General features: G+C 35.4%; 20 protein-coding genes and 1 riboswitch. Of the genes, 5 read left to right on the forward strand and 15 right to left on the reverse strand.

Annotation, left to right across the window (positions count from 1 at the left end; all coding sequences use genetic code 11):
* Positions 1-11 precede the first annotated feature (11 nt).
* From M9426_RS03185 to hutI, 5 genes are all read right to left on the reverse strand, one after another.
* On the reverse strand, positions 12-1,613 hold the full coding sequence (locus M9426_RS03185) for a gamma-glutamyltransferase family protein (RefSeq protein WP_250342422.1): 1,602 nt from the start codon (positions 1,611-1,613) through the stop codon (positions 12-14).
* A gap of 386 nt (positions 1,614-1,999) precedes the next feature.
* The gene (locus M9426_RS03190; protein WP_250342423.1) at positions 2,000-2,509 is read right to left on the reverse strand and encodes a PH domain-containing protein; all 510 of its coding nucleotides are present in this window, start codon (positions 2,507-2,509) and stop codon (positions 2,000-2,002) included.
* Positions 2,510-2,573: 64 nt separating this feature from the next.
* Positions 2,574-4,109 carry a Na+/H+ antiporter NhaC gene (gene nhaC / locus M9426_RS03195; RefSeq protein ID WP_195444935.1) on the reverse strand — a complete coding sequence of 512 codons (1,536 nt, stop codon included), beginning with the start codon at positions 4,107-4,109 and terminating at the stop codon, positions 2,574-2,576.
* A gap of 523 nt (positions 4,110-4,632) precedes the next feature.
* Entirely contained in the window at positions 4,633-6,012 is a 1,380-nt protein-coding gene (locus M9426_RS03200; RefSeq protein WP_005956907.1) for a Na+/H+ antiporter NhaC family protein, read from the reverse strand.
* Between the two features lie 331 nt (positions 6,013-6,343).
* On the reverse strand, positions 6,344-7,609 hold the full coding sequence (gene hutI / locus M9426_RS03205; protein ID WP_148466307.1) for an imidazolonepropionase: 1,266 nt from the start codon (positions 7,607-7,609) through the stop codon (positions 6,344-6,346).
* A 774-nt stretch (positions 7,610-8,383) separates the two neighbouring features.
* Here hutI and hutU point away from each other — a divergent pair.
* A complete protein-coding gene (gene hutU / locus M9426_RS03210) occupies positions 8,384-10,375 on the forward strand; it encodes a urocanate hydratase (protein ID WP_187360329.1) in 1,992 nt (663 codons plus the stop codon).
* A gap of 108 nt (positions 10,376-10,483) precedes the next feature.
* Complete coding sequence (locus M9426_RS03215; protein ID WP_060800772.1) at positions 10,484-10,972, forward strand: LURP-one-related/scramblase family protein; 489 nt, start codon at positions 10,484-10,486, stop codon at positions 10,970-10,972.
* Positions 10,973-11,039: 67 nt separating this feature from the next.
* Here the strand turns inward: M9426_RS03215 and thiM are convergent, their stop codons facing one another.
* The 5 genes from thiM to M9426_RS03240 all read right to left on the reverse strand — a co-directional run bounded on the left by thiM (position 11,040) and on the right by M9426_RS03240 (position 15,990).
* Positions 11,040-12,428, reverse strand: a complete 1,389-nt coding sequence (thiM, locus tag M9426_RS03220; RefSeq protein ID WP_250342424.1) for a hydroxyethylthiazole kinase — start codon at positions 12,426-12,428, stop codon at positions 11,040-11,042.
* Complete coding sequence (gene thiD, locus M9426_RS03225) at positions 12,418-13,224, reverse strand: bifunctional hydroxymethylpyrimidine kinase/phosphomethylpyrimidine kinase (RefSeq protein ID WP_250342425.1); 807 nt, start codon at positions 13,222-13,224, stop codon at positions 12,418-12,420. The genes thiM and thiD overlap by 11 nt, the downstream gene beginning before the upstream one ends.
* A gap of 10 nt (positions 13,225-13,234) precedes the next feature.
* Entirely contained in the window at positions 13,235-13,729 is a 495-nt protein-coding gene (gene thiW / locus M9426_RS03230; RefSeq protein ID WP_005956912.1) for an energy coupling factor transporter S component ThiW, read from the reverse strand.
* A 28-nt stretch (positions 13,730-13,757) separates the two neighbouring features.
* A riboswitch (TPP riboswitch) is annotated at positions 13,758-13,861 on the reverse strand.
* 97 nt (positions 13,862-13,958) lie between these two features.
* Positions 13,959-15,260 (reverse strand): phosphomethylpyrimidine synthase ThiC, encoded by a 1,302-nt coding sequence (gene thiC / locus M9426_RS03235; protein WP_250342426.1) that lies wholly within the window; start codon positions 15,258-15,260, stop codon positions 13,959-13,961.
* A 220-nt stretch (positions 15,261-15,480) separates the two neighbouring features.
* Positions 15,481-15,990 (reverse strand): adenine phosphoribosyltransferase, encoded by a 510-nt coding sequence (locus M9426_RS03240; protein WP_250342427.1) that lies wholly within the window; start codon positions 15,988-15,990, stop codon positions 15,481-15,483.
* A gap of 113 nt (positions 15,991-16,103) precedes the next feature.
* Between M9426_RS03240 and nhaC (M9426_RS03245) the strand changes: the two genes are divergently transcribed.
* Together nhaC (M9426_RS03245) and M9426_RS03250 are read left to right on the forward strand one after the other, a co-directional pair.
* On the forward strand, positions 16,104-17,507 hold the full coding sequence (gene nhaC / locus M9426_RS03245; protein ID WP_250342428.1) for a Na+/H+ antiporter NhaC: 1,404 nt from the start codon (positions 16,104-16,106) through the stop codon (positions 17,505-17,507).
* Positions 17,508-17,584: 77 nt separating this feature from the next.
* Positions 17,585-18,340: a formate/nitrite transporter family protein gene (locus M9426_RS03250; RefSeq protein ID WP_195444946.1), complete on the forward strand. Its 756-nt coding sequence runs from the start codon at positions 17,585-17,587 to the stop codon at positions 18,338-18,340.
* Between the two features lie 121 nt (positions 18,341-18,461).
* Here M9426_RS03250 and M9426_RS03255 read toward each other — a convergent pair whose 3' ends face one another.
* From M9426_RS03255 to M9426_RS03265, 3 genes are all read right to left on the reverse strand, one after another.
* Entirely contained in the window at positions 18,462-19,382 is a 921-nt protein-coding gene (locus M9426_RS03255; RefSeq protein WP_250342429.1) for a glutaredoxin domain-containing protein, read from the reverse strand.
* A gap of 131 nt (positions 19,383-19,513) precedes the next feature.
* Complete coding sequence (locus M9426_RS03260; protein WP_250342430.1) at positions 19,514-20,236, reverse strand: YwaF family protein; 723 nt, start codon at positions 20,234-20,236, stop codon at positions 19,514-19,516.
* A gap of 67 nt (positions 20,237-20,303) precedes the next feature.
* Complete coding sequence (locus tag M9426_RS03265; RefSeq protein ID WP_250342431.1) at positions 20,304-21,344, reverse strand: DNA polymerase IV; 1,041 nt, start codon at positions 21,342-21,344, stop codon at positions 20,304-20,306.
* Positions 21,345-21,420: 76 nt separating this feature from the next.
* On the opposite strand from M9426_RS03265, the gene M9426_RS03270 reads away from it, so the two are divergent.
* Entirely contained in the window at positions 21,421-22,056 is a 636-nt protein-coding gene (locus M9426_RS03270; RefSeq protein ID WP_250342432.1) for an HAD family hydrolase, read from the forward strand.
* Positions 22,057-22,124: 68 nt separating this feature from the next.
* On the opposite strand, the gene M9426_RS03275 is transcribed toward M9426_RS03270, so the two are convergent.
* Both M9426_RS03275 and M9426_RS03280 read right to left on the reverse strand, forming a co-directional pair.
* Positions 22,125-23,909 carry a thioredoxin domain-containing protein gene (locus tag M9426_RS03275; protein ID WP_250342433.1) on the reverse strand — a complete coding sequence of 595 codons (1,785 nt, stop codon included), beginning with the start codon at positions 23,907-23,909 and terminating at the stop codon, positions 22,125-22,127.
* Positions 23,906-24,841 carry an NAD(P)/FAD-dependent oxidoreductase gene (locus tag M9426_RS03280; protein WP_250342434.1) on the reverse strand — a complete coding sequence of 312 codons (936 nt, stop codon included), beginning with the start codon at positions 24,839-24,841 and terminating at the stop codon, positions 23,906-23,908. The genes M9426_RS03275 and M9426_RS03280 overlap by 4 nt, the downstream gene beginning before the upstream one ends.
* Positions 24,842-24,844: the final 3 nt, after the last annotated feature.

Here is a 24,844-nt window from a genome sequence, read left to right on the forward strand (position 1 = left end):
TTAATCACCTTCTAGTAAGAAAAAATATTGGAGTCAGTCCTCTTTTCTGTTCCACCAATATAAACGTCTTTATCTTTTAAAATAATCTGGCCCCTACCCATGTTCTTGAAGTCACTTACAACTTCAACTTCGTGGCCGAGATTTTTTAGTTCATCTATTATTTCAGGTCTAAAGTCCTTTTCCACCTGAATCTTTTTGTCATAAATCCACATAATCCTTGGCGCATCAAGGGCAGCTTGTGGATTTAAATTAAAATCTATCATATTCATGAGGACTTGGACATGGGCTTGAGGTTGCATAAAGGCTCCCATTATCCCAAAGGCTCCAAGTGCCTCCTTATTTTTTGTCATAAATCCAGGAATTATTGTGTGATAAGGAAGCTTTCCTCCCTCAAGGGAGTTGGCAAGTCCTTCTTCAAAATAAAAGTTTTCAATCCTATTGTTTAAACTTATCCCAGTTCCAGGAACAACAATGCCTGATCCAAAGCCAGCGTAGTTTGATTGAATCATGGAAACCATGTTGCCATCCTTGTCAGCAGTTACAAAATAAACTGTGTCAGAAGAATTAATTTTAAAAGCCTCAGGACTTTTTGCCCTGTCACTTATTTTTGACCTCCTGTCATCAGCATAGTCCTTAGACAAGAGCCTTTCTATTTCAATTTTCATCTTAGCAGGGTCAGCCACATAGGTCTTGGCATCAGTAAGGGATAATTTTATGGCCTCAATAATCTTGTGAAGGGTCTTAGGGTCATCGCGGTCTTTAATTTCCATTTCACTTAAAATGTTCAGAGCCATTAAGACAGATATGCCGTGGCCATTAGGAGGAATTTCCCAAATATCAATTCCCTTGTAGTTGGTAGAGATTGGATCAACGTAGCTTGCTTCAAATTCTCTTAAGTCATTAAGACTTAAAAAACCTCCAAGCCTTTCAACTTCACTTGCAATTTTTTCTGCAAGCCCTCCTCTGTAAAAGGATTCTCCCTTGGTATCACGAATTTCTCTAAGGGTCCTTGCCAAGTCAGGAGACTTGAAGACTTCTCCAGCCCTTGGAACCCTTCCATTTATAGTAAAGGATTTGAAAAATTCCTCAAACTCATCTCTATTTAAATTTTTATATTTTTCCACGCTCTCTCCCCAAAGTTTTGCAATCTGAGGAGTAACTGGATAGCCCTCTTCTGCATAAGATATTGCAGGCTCAAAAATTTTATCCAGGCTGAGGCTGGCAAAGTCTTCATAAACTTTCATTACTCCACCAATAAGTCCCGGTGTATTAATTACATTTACCCCACATGAAGGCATTTTATCGTAGCCCTTTTCTCTTAGCTTTTCAATAGAAATATTTTTAGGACTTCTGCCACTGGCATTCATTCCATAGAGCTTGCCTTCAAAATAAATCAAGGCAAACATGTCTGATCCCAGTCCATTGCCTGTAGGTTCAACTACTGGCAAGGTCATTGATGCCGCAAGGGCAGCATCAACGGCATTTCCTCCTTCAAGAAGAATTTTTGCCCCAGCACTTGTTGCATAGGGTGACGATGTGGCAACCATTCCGTTTTTTCCAAAAATTGTCCTCCTTGTTGAAGGATAGGGATAGGAGTTGTAATCAAATTTCATTTTATCATCCTTTAAAATATTTCCATGAGCTTATCTTCTATAAAACTTAAACAAAAGCATATTAACCTATTTAAGTTAATTTGTTTTTATAAATTTATATTTAAATTCATATGACTAACTTTCTAAATAAGTGTCTACTAACAAAGTTTATTCTATAATTAAAGAGTAAATAATTCAACTTCTAGGAGCTTATAAAGTCTTATTAAGTTCTTGCATTTTATAAAGCCATAAAAATCTATGGAGTCACTTCCTTTCGCAGAGTTAAAATTTTTTACGAGTCTGTAGCTTTCTATAACTTCGCAAATTTTCCATAACTAATCTTCCTTTATAATTTCAAACAACAAAAAAGAGACCTCTCACTTGAAGTCTCTCAAAAATTTAATTTACTATTTCTTTTTTTTAGATTTTTTCATACTTTCTTTAAATCTCTTTAAATTTTGCTTATATTCATAGGCATCGTAAATTTTTATTTTTTTGTTATGGCTTTTTGCCACTTCAAAGACCCTATCTTGATCATTTTCGTCGAAGAAGAATCTCTTTGTGACATCACCCTTAGTAAAATATAAAAGAATCTTACCCTTTTGATTAGGCACTTTTTCATAAGTTATAGCATCGATCTCTGACCACTCCCAAAGCTTGTAGGTCTTAGTGATTTTCATATCAGTGTACATCTCAAGGCCTTTGGAGCTTGCTGCCACATATCTTTTTGTAATTAGGGAAAGCAAGAGGAGTAGGGCAAGGACTACTGTCAACTTATACTTTGTGAATATGCCCAGTATAATCAAAAGAGAAGTGATCATGTAGGCATACTTTTCAGAAAATTTATTTCTAGGATTTACATATACGTATTTAATTGCTTCGCTGTCGTCATCCCAAGGTAATTTTATATCTGACACATAATCACTTCTTTCTATTATTTACATTTTAAATTTTAATTTTTTATTAGCACTTAATATTTAATTAAGCGTTAACCTTTGGAGCCTTACCTTCTGCTCTTAATTTTTCAAGTTGAGCAAGAGCATATTTGTGTGCTTCTTCAGGAGCCTTAGCTACTTTTCTCATAGTAGTTTTGCCAAATACATTTGTGTAAGATCCATCAGCCCAGAAGATATTTCTACCCATGAATGCAGTTAAACAAGCATAGATTGGATTTAGTAAGTTAACAAAGGCAAATGGGAAATATACAAATGGGTTCATTCCTAGTATACCTGATTGGTAAGCACCACAGGCAGTCCATGGGAACATACATGCCCAAAGTGTACCAGCATCTTCAAGTGTTCTTGAAAGCATATTTCTTGCAAGACCAAGTTCATCATACTTGTTGTCGTATAAAGGAGCTGGAACACCGATTCCTAGGAATTGGTCACACATTGCTGCGTCACAGAAGATTGATGTAAGCATTGTTGCGAATACAAGTCCACCAACAGTGTGAATTTTATGTTTAACATTGCCAAAAATTCTTTCAACAGAACCACATTTTTCAAGAGCACCACCAAAGGATACTGCAAGTAAAATTAAGTTAACTGTCCACATTTGATGGTCCATACCACCTTTTGCAAGAGCCTTATCTACAAATTCATTTCCAGTTTCAACAGATGGTCCATAGTGTAGCACGCTAAAAATTTCCGCTACATTGTGATGACCTTGGAAGATAACTGCAAATAATACACCAGTCACTACAGAAATAATAACGCCTGGAAGTCCAGGAACTCTTAAGATACATACTGCAACGATAACTGCTATAGGTAAAAGTACTAGTGGGTTAAGGTTAAAGTTTGCTGCAAGTGAATCTTCAATACCTTGTGCAATTGATGGATCATAATTTACAACATCAATTCTTGATCCAAGAATTGTATAAAGGATTAGGGAAATTATAAATACAGGACCTGTTGTAGAAACCATTGCTGTTACGTGGTCAAATAATCCTGTTCCAGAAACACCTGATGCAAGGTTTGTAGTATCAGATAGTGGAGAGAATTTATCTCCAACATAGGCACCAGAAATTACCATACCTGCTGTTAGTGCAGGGCTGATTCCAAGACCAACACCTATTGTCATAAAGGCAATACCTATTGTACCTGTTGCTGTCCAAGATGAACCACAAGCAAGAGATACGACTGCGATAAGCATACAACCTACTGGTAAGAATAATTGTGGTGTAAGTAATTTCAAACCGTAGTAAATAACTGCTGGAATAGTTCCTGATATCATGAAAGATGATATTAATAGACCTACTGTAAGTAGAATTAAAATTGCTTCAAGAGTAGCTGTAAGTCTTTCGATTATACCTTCTAACATGTCAGAAAAACTGTGTCCACAAATTCCACCTACTATGCATGCAATACAAATTGCAATTACTAGTGGCATGTGAGCTGCGTCGTAACCGCCATCAGAAAAGTTGAAAACATATACCATCAAACATACCATTGTAATGATTGGCAAGAACGCTTCAACAATACTTGGTAGTCTAACAGTTTTTTGACCGTCGTTCTTCATAAAATAACCTCCTTAAAACATATTGTAAGGCACGCTATAAAGTATTTAGTGTGTCTGCGATACAGTATATGAAATTTTTGTATCGCTGCAAATGTTTTCTAGCTTCATATTACTCCTGCACGAAGTATAAGTCAACCATAATTTATAAAGATTTTTTTATTGTATTTTATTTAATACAATAACTTTCCTTGTTTTTATGCTAATTTATTAAACTTAGCTTAGCCTTTATATATGTAAGATAGTATTTTTAAAGATTTACAGCTTCTTAGTTAAAAGTATTAAATCATTGTATTTTCGAGTTTTACAATTTCATTATTATTAATTCTATTTTAAGTATTATATGTTTTATTTATTGATTAATGGATTGTCTATAGTTTTGTATAATCTTTTTAAGGATAAAGTTTTCATTTAGACTTTTTTTTAACTAAGACATAATTAGGATTACTTATTTAATAACAGATAAAAAAACAGGCACTTAAGTGTGCCTGTCTTAATGACTAAAGTCAAATTTAAAATTATTCTATTAAGATAATAATACTGATCCGATTACACCACCGATTACTAGGAATACGTCAAATGCGATAAATGTAGGTACGCAAGTATCCATTATGTGATCGTGTTGTCCGTCAGCGTTAAGACCAGATGTAGGTCCCATTGTTGAGTCAGATGCTGGTGATCCTGCATCTCCAAGAGCTGCTGCTATACCAATTAAAAGTATAATAGCTGATTTAGAGAAGCCTAATTGTTGAGCTAGTGGAACGTAGATTGCTGCTACTACTGGGATTGTACCGAAAGATGTACCGATACCCATTGTAATAACAAGACCAATTGCTAATAGAACAATTGCTGATACTACAAGTGAAGCGCCTTCCATCATAGCTGCTGTGTCATTAACTAGGTGAACTACTGCACCTGAAGTGTTAAGAACATTAGCATAGCCACCTGCAACTAACATAACGAATGCGATAAATGCCATTAGGTCAAGTCCACCATTAACCATTTCATCAATTTCCTTCCATTTAATTGAACGAGTAATTAGTAGGAAGATAATTCCAATTAATGCTGAGAATGGAAGGTTAGTTGTAATGATTTGAACTATAAGCATTGCTAGAGCTGAAATTAATGCTCCCCAAGCTTGTCCAGTCATATGAACTTCTTGATCAAGAGAAATAACTCCTGGGATTTCAACGTCATCATATTCTCTGTCTTTTCCGTAAAGAACAAATACTACAAAGATTAAACCAATTAACATTGAAAGTCCACCGATCCACATTACTTTTTGAGTATCTGCAACTGTTGTTGGCATACCTGCATCTGTCATGTTTGATGCGATAATGTTGTGGAAAATAAGTCCAAATCCTGCTGGAATTGAAATATAAGGTGCCTTTAATCCAAAGCAAAGAGCTGATGCAACTGCACGTCTGTCAATCTTTAACTTATTCATAAGTCCTAGTAGAGGTGGAATTAGAATAGGTATAAAGGAAATGTGAACTGGTAAAAGGTTTTGTGAAAAGATTGATATAAATGCTATAAGGAAAATTAAATAAAATTTATTGTTTCCTACTAACTTAGAAATCTTTTTAGCAAGTATAGTAATAAGTCCTGATTTACCAATTGAGTATGCGAACATACCGATTAGGATATAAGCAAGAGCTGTCTCTGCCATTGTTCCCATACCGCCAATGATTGTTCCAATAATTGCATCGCCTTCAGTTCCAAATCCTGGAAGCTTTCCAACTGTATTAGCTTGCCAAGAGTCTGGGTTAAATACGTATAGTGGCATGCCTGCAGTTAATCCTGCAACAACACCTGCTACTAAAAGTGAAAGTAGTACGTTAAGCTTTAACATACATAAAACTACGAGTAATAGTACCGATACTACTACGGGGTTAAATAATAACATATTATTCCTCCTTTGAAAATGTTTTCTTTATTTTCTCATATTATTGTACTTTTGTCAATAAACTAATTCTCTATTATGATAAATTATACAATCCTTTAGTCAAAATATTCTATTAATTTATTAAAGTAAGCATTGCCAACTTTTACTATTTTACTTGATTTTATGAGGTCTCATATCTTTCTATTTCCTCTCTCTTATGCAAAATTCAGAATAATGTTTTATAATATAAACTATTGTATTTTTTATTTTTAAAAATAAACATTATTTTGTGCAAAAAATAAAGGAGCCGAAGCTCCCTTATTTTAAAATCCTATATTGTTTTCCTGCTTAATTATTTTACAAGCTTTCTATCTTCAACAACTAATTCTCCATCAATATAAACTTGTTTACATAGGTTTGTTGCGAAGAAGTAAAGTGTGTAATCAATGTTGTGTGCATCAAAGATTGCAATGTTTGCCCTCTTGCCCTTGTCAAAGGATCCAATAGTCTTTGCCCTGTCAACAGAGTAAGCAGCGTTAATAGTTACTGCATTATAAACTTCAATTGGTGTAAGTTTCATTTCTAGGCAACCAAGTTGCATGATGAATTGAAGGTTTGCTGTTGGACATGATCCTGGGTTAGAGTCTGTACATAGTGTAATTGCCATTCCCTTATCAAGCATTCTTCTTGCTGGAGCATAAGTGTCTAGCATAAGTGAGAAAGTTGTTCCTGGAAGAAGGTTGCCAATTACATTTGCCTTTGCAAGTGTTTCAATTTCCTCATCATCAACTACCATTAAGTGTTCTGCAGAAACTGCTCCAACCTTAGCAGCAACATCTACCCCACCAACATTTTCAATTTCATCTGAATGGATTCTTAATTTAAAGCCATGTTTCTTTGCAGCTTCAAGAATTCTTTCAGATTCTTCTGCAGTGAATACTCCTTTTTCACAGAATACGTCACAGAATTCTGCAAGATTTCTCTTTGCAACTTCTGGCATCATGTCGATTACGATGTCAACATACTCGTCTGGGTTATCCTTATATTTTTCGTGAATAACGTGAGCTGCCATAAATGTTGTGATAAGTTCTGTTGGGAAATCTTCATTTAATTTTTTAAGAACTTCAAGTTCCTTTAATTCTGTTTCAAGAGTGATTCCGTAACCACTTTTTGCTTCAACAGAAGTTACACCATGAACTAGCATATGTTCAAGAAGGTTTCTTGTTTTATCATAAAGTTCATCAAAGCTTGCTGCATCTGTTGCCTTTAGTGTAGAAAGAATTCCTCCACCAGCTTCAAGAATTTCAAGATATTCCATTCCATTAAGCTTCATGGCAAATTCATTTTCACGACTTCCACCATAAACAAGGTGAGTGTGAGCATCAATAAGACCTGGAGTTGCAGTCTTGCCTGTAAGGTCAACTATTTCAGTCTTGTCATCTTTTAATTTTTCGTAGCCATTACCTTCGCCAACTTCTAAAATCTTACCATCCTTAATAGCAATGTAAGCATTTTCTAAGATGTCAGCTTGGTTCATTTCTTCTCCCCTAAGTGGTCTACCAATATCCCTTGGTGAGAAAACCTGTTCAAGATTAACTAATATTTTATCCGCTTTCATAAATTCCTCCTTTTTTCTGTCAATATCTTAACACATATTATATACCCAATAAATATGAAAATATTTTTATTTAGATTTTTAAAATATTTTTGGCCTTTTATACTTGTATTTTTTCTAATTATTTTATAGATAAAAATTTCAATATTATATTTTTAGAAAAATATTTTCTTACTATTTTAAGTTTTAATTTTTATTTCTTAGGAACTCATCAAGTGTAATGACTTTATAAATCTTTATGACTTTATAGACTTCTTTAACTCCTAGGTATTTGCGACTTTAAAATTATCTGCGACTCTATAAGAAGTCACAGATTAATATTAAACCATGACTTTATGAAGATTTACAAGTTTATATTTATTTACAAGTTTATATTTATTTGCAAGTTTATAAATATTTTAGACTTCATAATCCCTTGCCAATCTACAATCCTTCACAAGTTCATAATTTTTTGTATCAATTTTTGTATCAATTATAGATGATATTATAGAAGAGAATTTTTCATGTCCTTGTAAACTCCTTTCTATAAAATTTGAAAACGATTCATTTCTTCAATTTATCACGGTAAATTAATTGGGTTTTTTAGGGAATTATGTCCTTGACACTTGAGTTTTCAAGGCAATTTAAGAAAATTAATCACTTTTTTGAGATATTTTTAAAAATTTGGGAAATTAATTTCCCTTTGTATTTACTTTTCAATTTTTTTATTTTATAATGACTAATAAATGGAGGTTGATAAAAGTGATAAATAATCATAACGCAGAAGTTCAAAAGATTATGAAGGTAGAAATTTCAAACCTTCCAGAAAAAAAATCTTTTGAACAAGGAATTAGAAGAGCTCCTGATAGAGGATTTAGACTTTCAAAGGATCAAACTAAGATTGCTCTTAGAAATGCTCTAAGATATATCCCAGAAGAATATCACGAAGAACTAATTCCTGAATTTTTAGAAGAACTTACTACTAGAGGAAGAATCTACGGATACAGATTCAGACCAGAAGGAAGAATTTACGGTAAGCCAATTGACGAATACAAGGGAAATTGTTTAGCTGGTAAAGCTTTCCAAGTAATGATCGACAATAACTTAGATTTTGATGTTGCTTTATATCCATATGAACTTGTAACTTATGGAGAAACTGGTTCAGTTTGTCACGACTGGATGCAATACAACCTAATCAAACAATATCTTGAAATCATGCACGACGATGAAACTCTTGTAATGGAATCTGGTCACCCACTTGGACTATTTAAATCAAGAAAAAATTCTCCAAGAGTTATTATCACTAACGGTCTAATGGTTGGTCTTTATGACAATCTTGACGATTGGGAAATTGCTGAAGAAATGGGCGTTGCTAACTACGGACAAATGACTGCTGGTGGTTGGATGTACATTGGACCACAAGGTATTGTTCACGGAACTTACAACACTATTCTTAATGCCGGTAGATTAAAACTTGGTCTTGGAAATGAAGATAACTTAGCAGGTAAATTATTCGTTTCATCTGGACTTGGTGGAATGTCTGGTGCTCAAGGTAAGGCTGGAGATATCGCTGGTGCTGTTTCTATCATAGCTGAAGTTGATATTTCAAGAATCGAAACTAGACTTGAACAAGGCTGGATTAAGAAACTTGCTGAAACTCCTGAAGAAGCTGTTAAACTTGCTCAAGACGCTCTTGAAAAGAAAGAAGCTCTTTCTATTGCCTTCCACGGTAATATCGTTGATCTTCTTCACTATATGGACGAAAACAATGTTCATATTGACCTACTTTCTGACCAAACATCTTGCCACAACGTTTACGATGGTGGATACTGCCCAGTAGGAATTACTTTCGAAGAAAGAACTGAATTATTAAGAACTGATAAAAAGAAATTCCACGAACTTGCTGACAAGACTCTTAGACAACACTTTGACGTTATTAAGAACCTTACTTCTAAGGGAACTTACTTCTTCGACTATGGTAACTCTTTCTTAAAAGCTATCTACGATGCTGGAGTTAAAGAAGTTTCTAAGAATGGTAAAGACGACAAAGACGGATTCATTTGGCCTTCTTATGTAGAAGACATCATGGGACCACTTCTATTTGACTATGGATATGGACCATTTAGATGGGTTTGCCTAAGTGGTAAACACGAAGACTTAATTGCAACTGACCACGCTGCAATGGAATGTATTGATAAAGACAGAAGATACCAAGATATGGATAACTATATCTGGATTAGAGATGCTGATAAGAACCAATTAGTTGTTGGTACTCAAGCTAGAATCCTTTACCAAGACGCTAAGGGTAGAGTTGCAATAGCTCATAAATTTAACGAACTTGTTAGAGAAGGAAAAATCGGTCCTGTTATGATGGGACGTGACCACCACGACGTATCTGGTACAGACTCCCCATTTAGAGAAACATCTAACATTAAAGATGGCTCTAATGTAATGGCTGACATGGCTACTCAATGTTTCGCAGGAAACTGTGCTAGAGGTATGTCACTAGTTGCTCTTCACAATGGTGGTGGAGTTGGTATTGGTAAATCAATTAACGGTGGATTCGGTCTAGTTCTTGACGGATCTGAAATGGTTGATGAAATCATCGATCTTTCACTTACTTGGGACGTTATGAGTGGTGTTGCTAGACGTAACTGGGCTAGAAACGAACACGCTATCGAAGTTTCAAAAGAATTTAACGAAGATAATGAATTCGGACACATTACACTTCCTTACTTTGTTAAGGATGAATTAATTGATAATGCTGTTGATTCACTAAATCTTGACTAATATCAAAATATTTAAACCCCGCAGGACCCTGTGGGGTTTTTTTATTGTAATTGACTTCATAAACTTATAAAATCAACTTAAGATATAACTTTTGCTAAAGGAGGAGTCATGAAAAATTATTATTTTAAAGAAAATCTTTTTAAGATCACAGACCACTACCCCATCCTCGATGATGATGTAAGAGAAGTTTATTATGTAGACCAAGATTTTACACTCATTGGCTATGATGTGAAAATTTCTGATATAGATGGAAATGAGATTTTAAAAATTGAAAAGGAAGTCTTCTCCCTCCTCCAAAAGTTTAATGTTAATTTTTCTGACGGCAAGTTTATGAGAGTTGAATCGAAAATTAGCTTTCTGGTTAGGAGGATTCAGGTAGACTATGATGGCGAGTCCCTGAGCTTGGAAGGTCAATTTCCCTTTTTTAATTTTGAAATCTATAAAGGAGAGAAAGTAATTGGAGAAATCGAAGAAACCTTCATTTCCTTGGCTGATGCCTACAAGCTAAGTGTTTATGACGAAAAATACACTGAAGCCCTACTTGCCCTCACCCTTTGCGTAAATAATATTAAGGACACAGCGGAAAGAAATAATTAAAATAAAAATTTTGCAAAGAAAAACATCTGTAAGAATTTATCTCACAGATGTTTTTTAATATATGCATTTAACTATTCAACTTACTTATTATTTCCCTTACATTTTTCTCTACTTCATTCTCATCAAGAGAAAAAATTCCACTAGACATACAAAGGCCAGGGATGTCCACTCCCTTAAATAAGTCTAGGTTGTCCTTGTTTATACCACCTATGGGGAAGGCTGGTATTAAAATACTATCTCTTATATCCTTGTATATTTCCAAGTTAATCATTGATGCATCTTTCTTGGTTTCTGTTTCAAAAAAAGCTCCAGAACCAATATAAGATGCTCCCATATTTTCTGCCTCTATTGCAAGCTCAGTGGTTTTTGCTGTAGCACCAATTATTGGGTCCCTGCCCAAAATTTTTCTTGCAAGATAAATTTCTTCATCATCTTGTCCTAGGTGAAGAGACGTTTCATATTCTTTGGCAAGTTTTAAATTATCGTTAAGGATGAAGAGACAAGTTTCTTGAATTTCTTTTTTTATCTTTAATATTTTTTCTCCAAGCAAGGCTTCGTCTGATGCCTTATCCCTTAGCTGATAAATTTTCATACCAGCTCTTGTTGCACTTTTTATTTTTAACAAATCATTGCCATCAGAAATTCCATATAAGCTTGGTCTCGCAAATTTATAAGTTGGCGATAAAACTTCAATATCTCCACTTATTTCCTCAAGCCTTTGAATTTTACTTATTATATCTTGAGAATTTATACTTCCATCAACTATGACTTCTCTTGCAAGCTGCCTAAAAAATATTGCCGAAATAGCACAAGCCTTTAGGTTTGACATGGGCGCAGCCAAAAGTGAACCTATCATTGCTGATTCCATATCCCCAAGCCCACTTATTTTTCTCAAGCTATCGTGACCACCTGGTATAGATATAAGCATGTGAGAGTTAGCTATTACTTCATACTTGCCACTTACGACAAGTGTTGCCCCAGTTTTTTCATTCACCTTTAGTGCAAGTTCTATAAAGTCCTCTTCAGATAAATTTTTATCTCTTGAGTCTATACCAGCAGAGGCTTTGCCCCCAGATAAATAATTTATTTCATTAAAATTTCCCCTAATGACGTTAAATTTAAAATTATCTAGAAGATATTTTGCCAAATCTCTTCTTATCTTGCTAGATCCAACTCCAACGGGATCAAGGACAGTGGGGATATTATTTTCTTTTGCTGTTTTTGCTGCAAGTTTAATTGCCTCAATTTTATCTTCATTTAACATTCCCATATTCAAAACAAGAGCTGAAGATTTTTTTGTAATTTCAGATACTTCTTTTGAGTATTCTGCCATCATTGGACTTGCACCTATAGAGAGGGCAAAGTCAGCTACCCTTCCCCTAGTAACCCCATTGGAAATAATATGTACCAAGGGAGCCTTGTCCCTTAGTTTTTTTAGATTGCATTTAATTTTCATCTTTATCACTCAAGTTGTACATATGATAGAGAGGACCTCTGCCCTTTCCTATATCAAAGCCAAAGGCTATTGCTCCACTTAAATATTTTTTTGCAGACCTAACTGCATCAAAGAGATTTTTTCCCTTGCTAAGCTCACATGCTATTGCACTGGAAAGAGTGCAGCCAGTTCCATGTGTATTTTTATTTTCAATATTTTTTCCTTCAATAAGAAAGATGCCATTCTCATCACAGAGAAGGTCATTTTTTGACTCCTCAAGATGTCCACCCTTAATTAAGAAGGCTGTCCCATATTTTTCAAATAAAAATTTGCCTGCTTCCTTCATACCATCGTGATTTTCAATTTCTTTCCCAAAAATAATCCCAGCTTCAATAAGATTTGGAGTAATTAAGCTAACTTTATCAAAAAGAACTTCCCTCATCTTCTCAACCGTATCATCAGGTACAAGGGTAAATCCACTTGTAGATGTAATAACTGGGTCTAAGACAATGGGAATATCCTTCAAATATCTATCAATTACTTCCCCTATAACTTCTACCTGACCCGGGCTTGCAATCATTCCAATTTTTACAGCATCAGGAAGGATGTCATCACAAATAGATTCAAGTTGTGCCTTGAGCATTCCCTCATCAATAGGCAGTGAATCTTGAACCCCCAAAGTGTTTTGAGCTGTTATTGCAGTAATTGCACTCATCCCATAATACTTGTAGGCACTTATAGTCTTTAAGTCTGCCTGTATGCCTGCACCACCACTTGAGTCAGATCCCGCTATAGTGAGGATTTTTTTAATTTCCATTTCTACTTCCTTATAAATTAAAATATTTGTTAAGCTCTGTGTTTTTAATGCTTAAAATAATTATTATGGCAATTATTGAGCCGCCAAGGGTACTTACAGAAAAAGGAATAACCATTCCAAATAATGCCATTTCTTTTCCTAGCACAAACTTAGCAATAGGATAAGCTAAGAGTGCACCAATAAGACCTGTGCCAATTACTTCCCCTAAAAAGGCAAGAGAAAGTTTTTTTGTCTTGTAAAATAAAATTCCTGCAAAAAATGCCCCAATCATTGAACCAGGAAAGGCCATTAAGGATCCTGTTCCAGACATATTCCTAATAAGTGATGTACAAAAGGCAACAAGCACTGAGTAAAGTGGTCCCAATAGGACAGCTGATAAAACATTAACCATGTGTTGAATTGGATAGCATTTGGCAAGACCCACAGGTATATTTACAAAGGAAAAAACAACAGCAATGGCAACAAAAAAAGCTGCCATAGTCAACTTCTTAGTATTAGATTTCATATTAACCTCCCGAGAAATGTTGACAGAGCAGCAAAAGTCCTTATATCCCTACGTTGGCATTATCCAAATCAGGTAACGGTCGAAATTAACAATTTCCTCTCAGCCTGTCAACAAGCTCCCTATTTCTATTTTTATTTTTTATTTTCTAATTAAATTATCTTTCATTAATTTGTTTTTATTAAATTATTTTTTATTTAGCAAGAAACTCTTATGAATAAATAGTCCTGCATTAGCATTCTATTTTTATATCTTTACCTTCAAGTATTAGGTTCATATTCTTTGCAGAACACATTGATCCGCACATTGTACATGTATTTTCTTCTTCAGGCATTGATGAATTTCTGTACTCTCTTGGCTTTTCCTTATCAAGGGCAATCTCAAACATGCCTTCCCAATCAATTTTTTGTCGTCTCTTACTCATTTCAAGATCCCAAGCTCTTGCATCCTTTAACTTATTAATGTCCCCTGCATGAGCTGCAATCTTACAAGCCACAATACCTTCACGAACATCATTGACATCTGGTAGTCTTAAATGTTCAGCAGGTGTTACATAACAAAGGAAATCTGCGCCATAAGCTGCTGCAATTGCACCACCAATTGCAGATGTTATATGGTCATAACCTGGTGCAACATCTGTAACAAGAGGTCCCAATACATAGAAAGGAGCCTTGTGACAAAGCTTCTTTTGAAGTTTTATATTCATCTCAATGTCACCAATTGGCACGTGACCCGGCCCTTCAATTATTACCTGTACATCTTTTTCCCAGGCTCTTTTTGTAAGTTCTCCAAGTGTAATAAGTTCTGCTATTTGAGATGGGTCAGTTGCATCGTGAATCCCACCTGGTCTTAATGAATCTCCTAGAGAAAGGGTTACGTCATATTCACGGCAGATATCCAAGAGTTCATCATAGTATTCATAAAAGGGATTCTCTTGATCATTCATCTTCATCCAACCAAAGAGAAGAGAACCACCACGAGATACAATTTCATTAACACGTCTATTTCTCATGAAGATTTCTGCATTGGCCCTATTTATCCCTGCGTGAATTGTAACAAAGTCAACTCCATTTTCAGCATGATTTCTAACTACGTCTAAAAATTCTTCTGCCTTAATAAAGGAAAGACCCTTGTCTAAGAATCCAACTGCATCATACATGGGAACAGTTCCTATCATGGCTGTGGATTTTTCAATTAGCTTTTTTCTAAACTCCTGAGTCTTGCCATAGTTTGAAAGATCCATTATGGCTTCTGCACCCATAGATAGTGCCATGTCTACCTTTTTCATTTCCATGTCAATGTCATTTAAGTCCTTAGAAATTCCAAGGTTAACATTGATCTTAGTCCTAAGCCCAGTCCCAATACCCTCAGGAGAAATTGATTTGTGGTTTTTGTTTTTTGGAATTACAATTTCACCACATGCCATCTTCTCTAGCAAGTATTCACAAGAGACATTTTCCTTCTTTGCTACAATTTTCATTTCTTCTGTAACAAATCCATTTTTTGCTGCTTCCATTTGAGTAGCATACTTCATAAATAAAAAAACCTCCTATAAAATTATAGGAGTAATAATACTTTTCCTTGTCAAGGCATTATCCTAACAAGTAAAATGGTCGAGTCTTAACTCCTCTCAGCATATTGCTCCCATAAGTTTATTTATTTAATTATTATATTATTCTTAAAAAAATAATATGCGTACTTGATACAGTTTAAATCAATTGAAATATATTTACAAGAAATTTTAAAATTTTAAATTAATACTTTATTACAGAAAGAACTTTTTCGCCCTTTAATACATCTCTTCCCTTAAGTCCTTCAAGCTCTGCTAAGAAAAGTAGTGAAGAGACTTCTCCTCCTAGACTCCTAACAAGTTTTAAACAAGCCTTTGATGTTCCACCAGTTGCAAGTAGGTCGTCTACTATTACAACTTTTTCTCCTGCCTCAAGGGCATCCTTGTGGATCTCAATGGAGTCTTGTCCGTACTCAAGGTCATAGGACTCGCTTAACTTGTCCCAAGGAAGTTTGCCAGGTTTTCTAACAGGTATAAAGCCCTTGTTTAACTTGTAAGCTAAAGCTGCTCCAAAGATAAAACCTCTTGCTTCAATCCCAATTATTTTATCAACGTCTTCATCTATTTTTGCTGCCATTTCATCAACAGATTTTTTGAACGCATCTTTGTCCTTTAAAAGAGTTGTTATATCTCTAAAGATAACTCCCTCTTTTGGATAATTTTCAATTGCACGAATTGTGTCTTTTAATTCCATAATTTCCCCCAATCTCTTATAGTATATCATCTTTGCGACCCAATAAAAACTTTAAATAAGGACTTTATAATGATATAATGAGTTAAATTTTTGAATTTTATAAGAGGTGTTTTATGAGCCAAAAAAATATAAATAAATATGAAAAAAAAGTGAGGAAGGCAAACTTTGCTGAAGCCCTCTTCACCTTTGTCTCTCTTACAATAATTATGTTTATAAGCATAATTAAGTATGAAGAGAGCCCACACATCCCTATGCTCATTGGAGTTTTAATCGCCTCCCTTGTTGCCCTAAAGATTGGCTACTCTTGGAAGTTTATAGAAAACTCAATGATCAAAGGAATTTCACAAGCCATGCAGTCCATAATAATCCTTGCCATAATTGGTGTTTTAATTGGTATATGGATCTTGTCTGGCGTTGTCCCCACAATGATTTACTATGGGCTTATGATTTTAAAACCCTCAATTTTTCTTGTTGCAACAGTTTTGATTACTTCAATCACTTCTCTTGCCACAGGCACAAGCTGGGGGACAGCTGGCACCATGGGGATTGCCCTTATGGGGATAGCAAGTGGACTTGGCATACCTGCTCCTGTAACTGCTGGTGCAGTTTTGTCCGGCGCCTACTTCGGCGACAAGATGAGTCCTCTTTCTGATACAACAAACCTTGCCCCAGCAATGGCAGGCACAGATGTCTTCACCCACATCAAGGCAATGTTTAAGCCAACTCTTATTGCCTATGGCTTGACACTTTTAATTTTTGGATTTTTATCTCTCAAGTACAAGGGAGCTAGCGCAGACTTATCAAATGTGGACGTCATAGCCAAGGGACTAAAAGATTCTTTTACAATTTCACCTATCCTCTTATTGGCACCCTTAGTCGTAATAATTTCCATTGCCAAGAAGCTACCAGCAGTTCCCGGCATAAGTATTGGAATTATTATAGCTGCAATCTTGGGACCAATCTATCAAGGCGTAAACTTTGGAGACATTTTATCAGCAGGACTCAATGGCTATGTTTCAAACACTGGCCTCGAAGCAGTGGATAAACTTTTAACCACTGGTGGCTTAAACAACATGATGTCTTCCATTTCTCTAACTATTATCGCCATGATGTTTGGTGGAATTGCAGAAGAAACTGGAATACTCGAAGCCATAGTTAAAAAATTCCTCCACAGGGTTCAGTCTGTGGTTGGACTTGTGATTTCTACAATTTTAACTTGCTTCTTTACCAACGCAACTATGCCTGAGCAATACATCTCCATAGTTGTACCTGGACGAATGTTTAAAAATGAATACATGGATAGGAAGATAGATCCCAGACTCTTATCATCAACTCTTGAGTCAGGTGGAACTGTTACATCAGCCATGATTCCTTGGAACACTTGCGGAACTTATATGTCAACAGTCCTTGGTGTTTCCACAGTTCACTATCTACCATTTTTATTTTTCAACCTATTGATGCCTCTTGTTCAAGTAATAATAGTGGCAATAGATTCAAAAAAGTACAGAATAGACTAATATAAAAGGACTTTCATCAATTGAAAAACTGCTTCTTTTTGATATAATAGTTATTAAAGTAAAAAAAGAGGTGTGATATGTATAAGGATATAATTGGTGGACTTACAAATTCTGCAAACACTAAGAAAAATTTACTTGAAAATTCTCTTTTTAAGTACATGGTCGCTTCAGTTCTTGCAGGATTTTTTATTGGAATGGGAATGTTAATCATGACCCTATCTGCAAGTGTTTTTTCAGGACTTGAAATTCCCGCTGTTAAATTTATAAATGGCTTTGTCTTTTCCCTCGCCCTTTCCTTTGTAATCTTTGCTGGTGGCGAACTTTTCACAGGTAATGTCCTTGTGACAAGTATTGGAAGATTAAACAAAAAAATTGAAACTTCCACACTTTTAAAGATTTTAGTTTTTTCCTACATAGGAAATCTTTTGGGATCAATTTTAATTTCTTTCTTATTTAAAATGACAGGAATTTCCCCTGAATATAACGAAGCCCTCTTAAAACTAGCAACAACAAAGTCAAGTTTTGACTTCACTGCACTTTTATTTAAGGGAATAATGTGTAACATTCTAGTATGTCTTGCAGTTTTAATTTGCTCTAGACCCATATCTGATTCATCAAAGTTGATTTTAATCTTCTGGTGTATCTTGGCTTTTGTAAGCCTTGGTTTTGAGCATAGCGTCGCAAATATGACTTGCTTTGCTCTTACTAAGTTTTTAAATCCAGAATTTACTTTTAGACTAATATTAAAAAATTTAATACCCGTCACTATTGGAAATATTATTGGGGGCCTCTTAGTTGCCATAACCTATAATATTCTAGGTAGCGAAAACTAAAATAAGACGAGGTTCTCTTACCTCGTCTTATTTTTTTTATTCTAAAAATTTTTTATTTTAAAAAGTCAAGGGCCTGGAGTTTAATCCAAGCTCTTGGCTTTATTTTTTAATTTATAAAATTTTATTTTTCTACAAAGTAAGTGTTATCTTCTATTTGTCTAAATATTTCGTCGTAATTTTCTTTTTCAAAACCTACCACACACTTGCTAATCTTTTTGCCATCTTTTTCTAGAGTCATTATATGAGTTGGATAATAAACCCTGTCATTAAATTCTGGAAATTCTCCATAAAATTCTTTGAAGACTTCATCCTTCTTACCCTCACAATCTCTAATGTCCCTTGAAAGATATTTAATTCCCTTGCCGTCTAAGTAGGCTTTTAGTTTTTGACAATAAGGACATTCATCAAAACCGTAAATTAAAAAGCTAATATTTTCTTCTCCACCTTTAGTTTTTATTTTATTTACAGGTGGCGTGAAGTAACCTTCTTCAAAAACATCTGCTAATTTAGGATTACCTGAACTTAGAAGGACTTTTTGATCCTTAAAGTCGTAGGCTACTCCAAAGCCCAAAACTTTACCCAGGTCTCTTAGGCGAAAATAGTTGTAGCCATCTATGAAATAACCCTTAAGTTCAATTTCTTGTCCCTTATCATCTACAATTTTTTGCCTTGTCTCCTTGGCAATTCTTTCTTCTTTTAACTTGCTTTCCTTATAAATAAAGCTATCACTGTAATTTTTTCCCTTGCTTATTATCACACTTTGCTTTTCATTATCATAAGCTAGGTCAAACTTGGCAGGAGTGTCCTTTAGTAAGGCAGCTACATCCCTAATTTTTACATAGTTGGACCTATTTATTAGGTAAGCATTTATTTCTAGGTCCCTTCCATCGAAGCTGACATTTTCGCCTGAAACAAATGCCATCTTTTCATCTGAAGACAAATCTACTTCTTTTACTTTAGCTTCTGATCTTTTACTGCTTGCACTTACTGCCAAGGGACTTAAGAGAATTAGAAGTCCCAATAAGATAATTGATTTTTTCATGTAACTCCCTCCTAATTTATATAGTATATTTTATCACATCATTTAGTAAAAGTTACCAGCATATTTCAAAGGTATTTTTAATTTTTAAAAATTATTCCTCTGTAGTTTCTAGTAAAAAACCTAAGCTAAAATTACTTTAACTTAGGTAACTGATCTTTTTTTAATTTTGAAATTATCTTATAAATAAAAAATGTGAGGACCATTACAAAGACTGTCACTATAAAAAGTCCCACCACGTAGTTGGGAAAGACATCCTTTATAGTTGCAAGGGCTGATCCCTCATAGGGCTCTTCTATAAAATAATAGTTTGCATCAAGCTTTTTGTTTAAAACTTTTATTATTGGAAGAGTCACAAGAATAAAAATTATTGGATATATTATATCTCTTATCTTTGGCAGGTACTCCTTTGAAATCACAAGATAGATTGGATAAAAGGCATTAATCCCATGAATGATCCAAGAAATAATTGCCACATAAGAATATTTATTTACTTGATCCCAGCCTGGTGTAAAGAGACTTAGGATTGCTGCTGGCATAAAGAGATAATAGAGGCAAGCTTTTATAAACTTCCTATCCACAAAGGCATCTACTGCCATGAACTGGGCCCCAATTAGGCAGAGGTGGAAGGGCAAGTAAGAAGAATCGTAATGACCACTTATTAAGACTCCAACAAGCCTAATCATTTCCAAGCTAATTGGTGTTAGGGCAAGAAAGATTCTAAAGTTTCTACTTGCTCTCCAGGGTTTGTATAAAATTATTGCAAATATAAAAATAATAGCTAGACAAGCGTAGTGGTAGGTCCCATAAAATTTAAAGCCAACCTCTCCGTAGTCTAAGTCCCAAAAATTTCTCATAATTAAATTCCTTTTATTTTATTCCTTGAATATTTTAGCATAAAATTTCAAAAAAAGATTTATTTTTTTATCTATTAAAGAAAGAAAGTTGTCTTATGTTTAAGTCTACCAAGTTGGACACTGTTATACCAATGAGTCTAAGCTTGTCGCCCTCATAGGCTTCTTCAAAAATTTCCATGGACTTGTTAAAGATATCCTCTTCTTCATAGATAGCATTCTCATAAGTCCTTGACCTAGTCTTGACCTTGAAATTCTCGTCCTTCATCTTTAGGGTCAAGGTGTAGCCAGAAATTTCTTTTACAATTAAGTCTTCTGAAACTTCTTTAGAAAAATCTCTAAGGTAAGAAATCAATTCTTCCCTCTTACTTGTTACCTCAAAGGTGGACTCTGTCCCAAGACTCTTTCTTACAGTGTTGGGAGTGACCTCCCTATTGTCAATCCCCCTGATCCTCTTATAGATTTCTTCCCCACTCTTCTTGAACATGGTTACTAAAAAATCATAGGAGAGGGAATATAAGTCCTCAACAGTATTTATACCTATGTTTCTCAGTCTATTCTCCGTCTTATTTCCAATACCGTGGACCTTTCTTATATCTAGGGGAAATAAAATATCTGGTATGTCTGACTTCCTAATAATTTTTACTCCCTTGGGCTTGTTCCAATCGCTGGCAAGTTTTGCCAAAAATTTATTGTAACTCAAGCCGCAGCTGACATTTAAGCCAGTCTTTTCAAAAACTTTTTTCTGCAAATCATATACAATGTCTTCATCATACCCTAGTCCACTTATGTCAAGATAGGACTCGTCGATGGAGACTTTTTCAATCTTATCTGTGTAGGTCCTTAAGACTTCGAAAACTTCTCTGGATTTCTCCAGATACCTCTCTCTTCTCATGGGTTTTATTATCAAATGGTCGCAGAGATTCTTTGCCATATACATGGGCATGGCAGAGTGGATCCCATACTTTCTTGCAACATAATTAGCCGTAGTTACAACTCCATGATTGGACCTGCCACCTACGACTACTGGTTTACCTATTATAGATTTGTCGTCAAGCTCTTCTACCGATGCGTAGAAGGCATCTATGTCTACATGTATAATAATTCCCATAAATATCACGGCTTTAGTATATCATAAAACTTTTTATAATGAAGTCTATTTGATATAATTCTATTGAGGTGAGATTTTGAAAAGAAAGCTTGCGCTCTATGATTTTGACAAAACTGTAGTTGATTGCGAATCAATAGTAGAGCTTTATAAGTATGGATTTAAAAATAAAAAAATAAAATTTGCGAGGACCATGGGAGGTCTTGCTTCTGCCTACATAAGGTCTAAGCTGGCATCTGACTTTAACATCATGAAAAACCAAATGGTCTCTATTATAAAATATTTTACCGAAGAGGACCTAAAGGAATTTGTAACTGATTACCTCTTCCCCAAATTTTTCTTTGTGGAGTTTGAAGACGAATTTTATTCTCACGACGAGGACACAATAAAAATTCTTTGCTCAGCGTCTGCAACTCCCTACCTAAAGTATGTAAAGGACCTCTATCCCTTTGACTACATAATTGGTACTGATCTTGGAATTGACTACAAGCTCACAAGAGGCAACAACAAGAAGGGCGTAAAGGTCAAAAACATTAGAGACCTCTTGGCGCAAGAGGGGATTGAAATTGACTACGAAAACTCCTCTGCCTACTCTGACTCCTATGATGATGACAAGTATATGCTTAGGATGACAAAAAATAGATTTTTAATAAACTCTAAAGTTAAGAAGAAGGGCTACGAAAATTTATCTTGGCACACAGAAGAAACTAAATAAACTTTAAATATAATTTAATATGTAAAGCATAAAAATAAACTGGGACGTAATCCCAGTTTTTTTATTTCTCAATTTAATTCTAAAAGATATTCTTCTATTAGGCCGGCAATTTCGTCATAGGATTTTTCTCCCATGAACTCGTAAACTTTTTCTCCATCCTTGTAGAAGGAAACTCTAGGAAGTTGAAAAATTTCATGTTCTTCTGCAAAGGACTTGTTCTTGTCAAGGTCCATATAGAAGCAAGATACGTCTTTGAACTCTTCTTCCAAGAGGACTTCCATAACTTCCATAAGTGGCTCGCAGTGAGAACATCTCTCTGCCCCATAAATTAGTATCGCCATCTTGTTCTCTCTAATTGTCTCGTCAAAATGATTTGCCGCAATGTATTTAACTACAGATTCATTTCTCTTTATTACTTTCTTATTTTCCACAAGGTCTCTTACTGACTCTGACTCTTGAGAAAGTGGGTCAATGTCAATTGATAGCCTACTCCTATTTACATTTGTAATCTCAACTGACTTGAAGTCTCCTGCCCCAGGAAGTTTGAAATATGATGCGTCCTCTATCTCTTGAATTTCATTTTCTTCTTCATCAATGTCTAGGTAGTCGTAAGGATACCTATAAACCCTGTAAATCATATTGTTCTTCAAGAGATTTTCAGTTGTTGTCCTATAAGGGCAGGTCCACTGCCAGACAATTTCTTTCGATGGGGTAACTTCAATTACAAGTCCCTCTGTTGCAAGAGTTATCAAGGTGTTTCCATTAGGAAGTCTTTGAAGGTTGCCCCCATAAGGAGAATAAAACTTGTAGCCATTCATTGGAATTGAAAAGCCAAAGTCCCTTGGGTCCACAGACCAATTCACTGCAAGGGTAACTGGATTGATCTCAAGAATTCTGGAATAATTCCTCACAAAAGGCAACAATCCCGAAGGGGATGTAAGAGTTGGCGAACCGTAGCCACACCTTCCCCCGTTGTCAAAAATTAAGAGGTTGCCTTCTCCTGGCAGACCCTTTGGTACAATACTTGCAAAGGCAGATCCAACAACTGGGTCCACCTTAGTGAAATCAGAGAAGTTTGGTCCCAACTTGTAGCAAATTCTTGACCTCTTCTTGTCAATTATCCCAATAATATTTGCAGCCCTTGCTGTAAATAAAATGTTGTCGGGATGAAAGCGTGGGTCTCCCTGGTCGTACCACTTGTTTTCTCCAATTGTCGAAATTGAAGTTATGTCAAGATAATTGCCCAAAGGTCTCTCTGTAATCCTCAAGTTTGGATTTCTATAAATTACGTTTTTTGCTTCTTCAGAAAATCCCAACTGGTCAAAGTGTTCGCTAAAGGAAAACTTCCAAATTATATTTCCATCTTCATCAACTTCCAAGATAACGTCATCGAGCAGGGCCTTGTCAGAAATCCTAGTATCAACAATGGCATCGTGAACAAGAAGGAGGGTCTTCCCATCTTCCACAATTTTTTGTTCTGGATAATAATAGCCAACAGAGTTGCCTTCTCTTTGAAAGTCAGAGTGGGCCCTTGCCATCCACTTAGGTCTGTAGCCCCTGTCCTCTGTGAACTTAAACTTGTTAAAGTCAAAGACAACTTTGCCGTCCTTATCAAATTCCAATAGGTCAATCCCATCACTGACACCAAAGTCTGATGACCTAAAGGAAGAAACACTCATTATATTTTTATTTGGCAGCATCTTAGCCGGCATGGGGTTGACAGAATACCTCTTAAGCTCTGTCCCATCCATTTTTGTTATAAGGGCCCCGTCCTTGGCAGTGGAAATTAAATTTATCCCATTGTAGGCCTTATCTCTCTTGTAAACTACTGTCCCTCTTGGATAGACTCTCATAAGACACCCCTCTTCCTAATGTACCTTTCTGCATAAACTGTTGCCACTGCACCGTCATTGGCTGCAGTTACAATTTGTCTAAGGGCCTTGTTCCTAATGTCTCCTGCTGCAAAAATTCCTTCTACAGAAGTTCTCATAGCTTCGTCAGTTTTTATAAATCCAAAGTCATCAACCTCCACGAGATTTTTGACGAAGTTGGAGTTGGGACTCATGCCTGCAAAGATAAAAATCCCATCAGAAGTTACCCTAGTCTTTGTCTCGTCAGATAAATCTAAAATGTCAAGGCTGTTGACTCTTTCATTTCCATTTATGCCCTCAAGTTTTGAATTCCAAGTGTAAGAAATTTTTGGATTCTTCATTATTTTTTCCACTTCCAACTTGTTGCCATCAAACTCACCTTCTTCGTGGATAATTATCATGTTAATAGAGTTGGCAAAGTTGGAAAGATAGTCAGCCTCTTCAAGAGCCAAGTCACCAGAACCTAAAATATGTATGTCCTTGTCCTTAAAATAATCTGCATCACAAGTGGAACAATAGGAAACTCCACGCCCTGCAAATTCAGTTTCACCAGGCACATTTAACATCTTGGCATAGGTTCCAGTTGCAATAATCACAGACTTGGCAGTATATTCTCTCCTTCTCAAAGTCCTTAAGACAAAACCATCTTCCGTTTTTTCAATTTCCTTAACAGTTCCAAAGGCAAATTCATTTGTAGGAAAGCTCTCTGCCTGCTTCCTAAATTCATTAATAAGGTCTCTGCCAGAAATTTCCTTAAAGCCAGGATAATTTATAATCTTGGGAGTGTCGTTGACCCTGCCACCATAGGAAAATTTTTCAATGACAAGAGTTTTTAAAAGAGCCCTGCCTGCATATATTGCTGAGCTAAGACCAGCTGCTCCTCCACCAATAATTATTAAATCGTAAGTAGTCATATT

Origin of the sequence: Peptoniphilus genitalis (assembly GCF_023614525.1) — a bacterium.
Lineage (GTDB): Bacteria > Bacillota > Clostridia > Tissierellales > Peptoniphilaceae > Peptoniphilus_A > Peptoniphilus_A genitalis.

What these genes read in the sequence shown, in the direction of transcription:
- hutU (WP_187360329.1), top strand. Translation starts at nt 8,384, where the DNA reads ATGAAGGTAGAAATTTCAAACCTTCCAGAAAAAAAATCTTTTGAACAA.
- thiC (WP_250342426.1), bottom strand. Translation starts at nt 15,260, where the DNA reads ATGAAGTATGCTACTCAAATGGAAGCAGCAAAAAATGGATTTGTTACA.
- hutI (WP_148466307.1), bottom strand. Translation starts at nt 7,609, where the DNA reads ATGAAAGCGGATAAAATATTAGTTAATCTTGAACAGGTTTTCTCACCA.
- thiW (WP_005956912.1), bottom strand. Translation starts at nt 13,729, where the DNA reads ATGAAATCTAATACTAAGAAGTTGACTATGGCAGCTTTTTTTGTTGCC.
- M9426_RS03260 (WP_250342430.1), bottom strand. Translation starts at nt 20,236, where the DNA reads ATGAGAAATTTTTGGGACTTAGACTACGGAGAGGTTGGCTTTAAATTT.
- nhaC (WP_250342428.1), top strand. Translation starts at nt 16,104, where the DNA reads ATGAGCCAAAAAAATATAAATAAATATGAAAAAAAAGTGAGGAAGGCA.
- M9426_RS03275 (WP_250342433.1), bottom strand. Translation starts at nt 23,909, where the DNA reads ATGAGAGTCTATCCAAGAGGGACAGTAGTTTACAAGAGAGATAAGGCC.
- nhaC (WP_195444935.1), bottom strand. Translation starts at nt 4,109, where the DNA reads ATGAAGAACGACGGTCAAAAAACTGTTAGACTACCAAGTATTGTTGAA.
- M9426_RS03240 (WP_250342427.1), bottom strand. Translation starts at nt 15,990, where the DNA reads ATGGAATTAAAAGACACAATTCGTGCAATTGAAAATTATCCAAAAGAG.
- M9426_RS03200 (WP_005956907.1), bottom strand. Translation starts at nt 6,012, where the DNA reads ATGTTATTATTTAACCCCGTAGTAGTATCGGTACTATTACTCGTAGTT.
- M9426_RS03280 (WP_250342434.1), bottom strand. Translation starts at nt 24,841, where the DNA reads ATGACTACTTACGATTTAATAATTATTGGTGGAGGAGCAGCTGGTCTT.
- thiM (WP_250342424.1), bottom strand. Translation starts at nt 12,428, where the DNA reads ATGAAAATTAAATGCAATCTAAAAAAACTAAGGGACAAGGCTCCCTTG.
- M9426_RS03255 (WP_250342429.1), bottom strand. Translation starts at nt 19,382, where the DNA reads ATGAAAAAATCAATTATCTTATTGGGACTTCTAATTCTCTTAAGTCCC.
- thiD (WP_250342425.1), bottom strand. Translation starts at nt 13,224, where the DNA reads ATGGAAATTAAAAAAATCCTCACTATAGCGGGATCTGACTCAAGTGGT.
- M9426_RS03185 (WP_250342422.1), bottom strand. Translation starts at nt 1,613, where the DNA reads ATGAAATTTGATTACAACTCCTATCCCTATCCTTCAACAAGGAGGACA.
- M9426_RS03250 (WP_195444946.1), top strand. Translation starts at nt 17,585, where the DNA reads ATGTATAAGGATATAATTGGTGGACTTACAAATTCTGCAAACACTAAG.
- M9426_RS03215 (WP_060800772.1), top strand. Translation starts at nt 10,484, where the DNA reads ATGAAAAATTATTATTTTAAAGAAAATCTTTTTAAGATCACAGACCAC.
- M9426_RS03265 (WP_250342431.1), bottom strand. Translation starts at nt 21,344, where the DNA reads ATGGGAATTATTATACATGTAGACATAGATGCCTTCTACGCATCGGTA.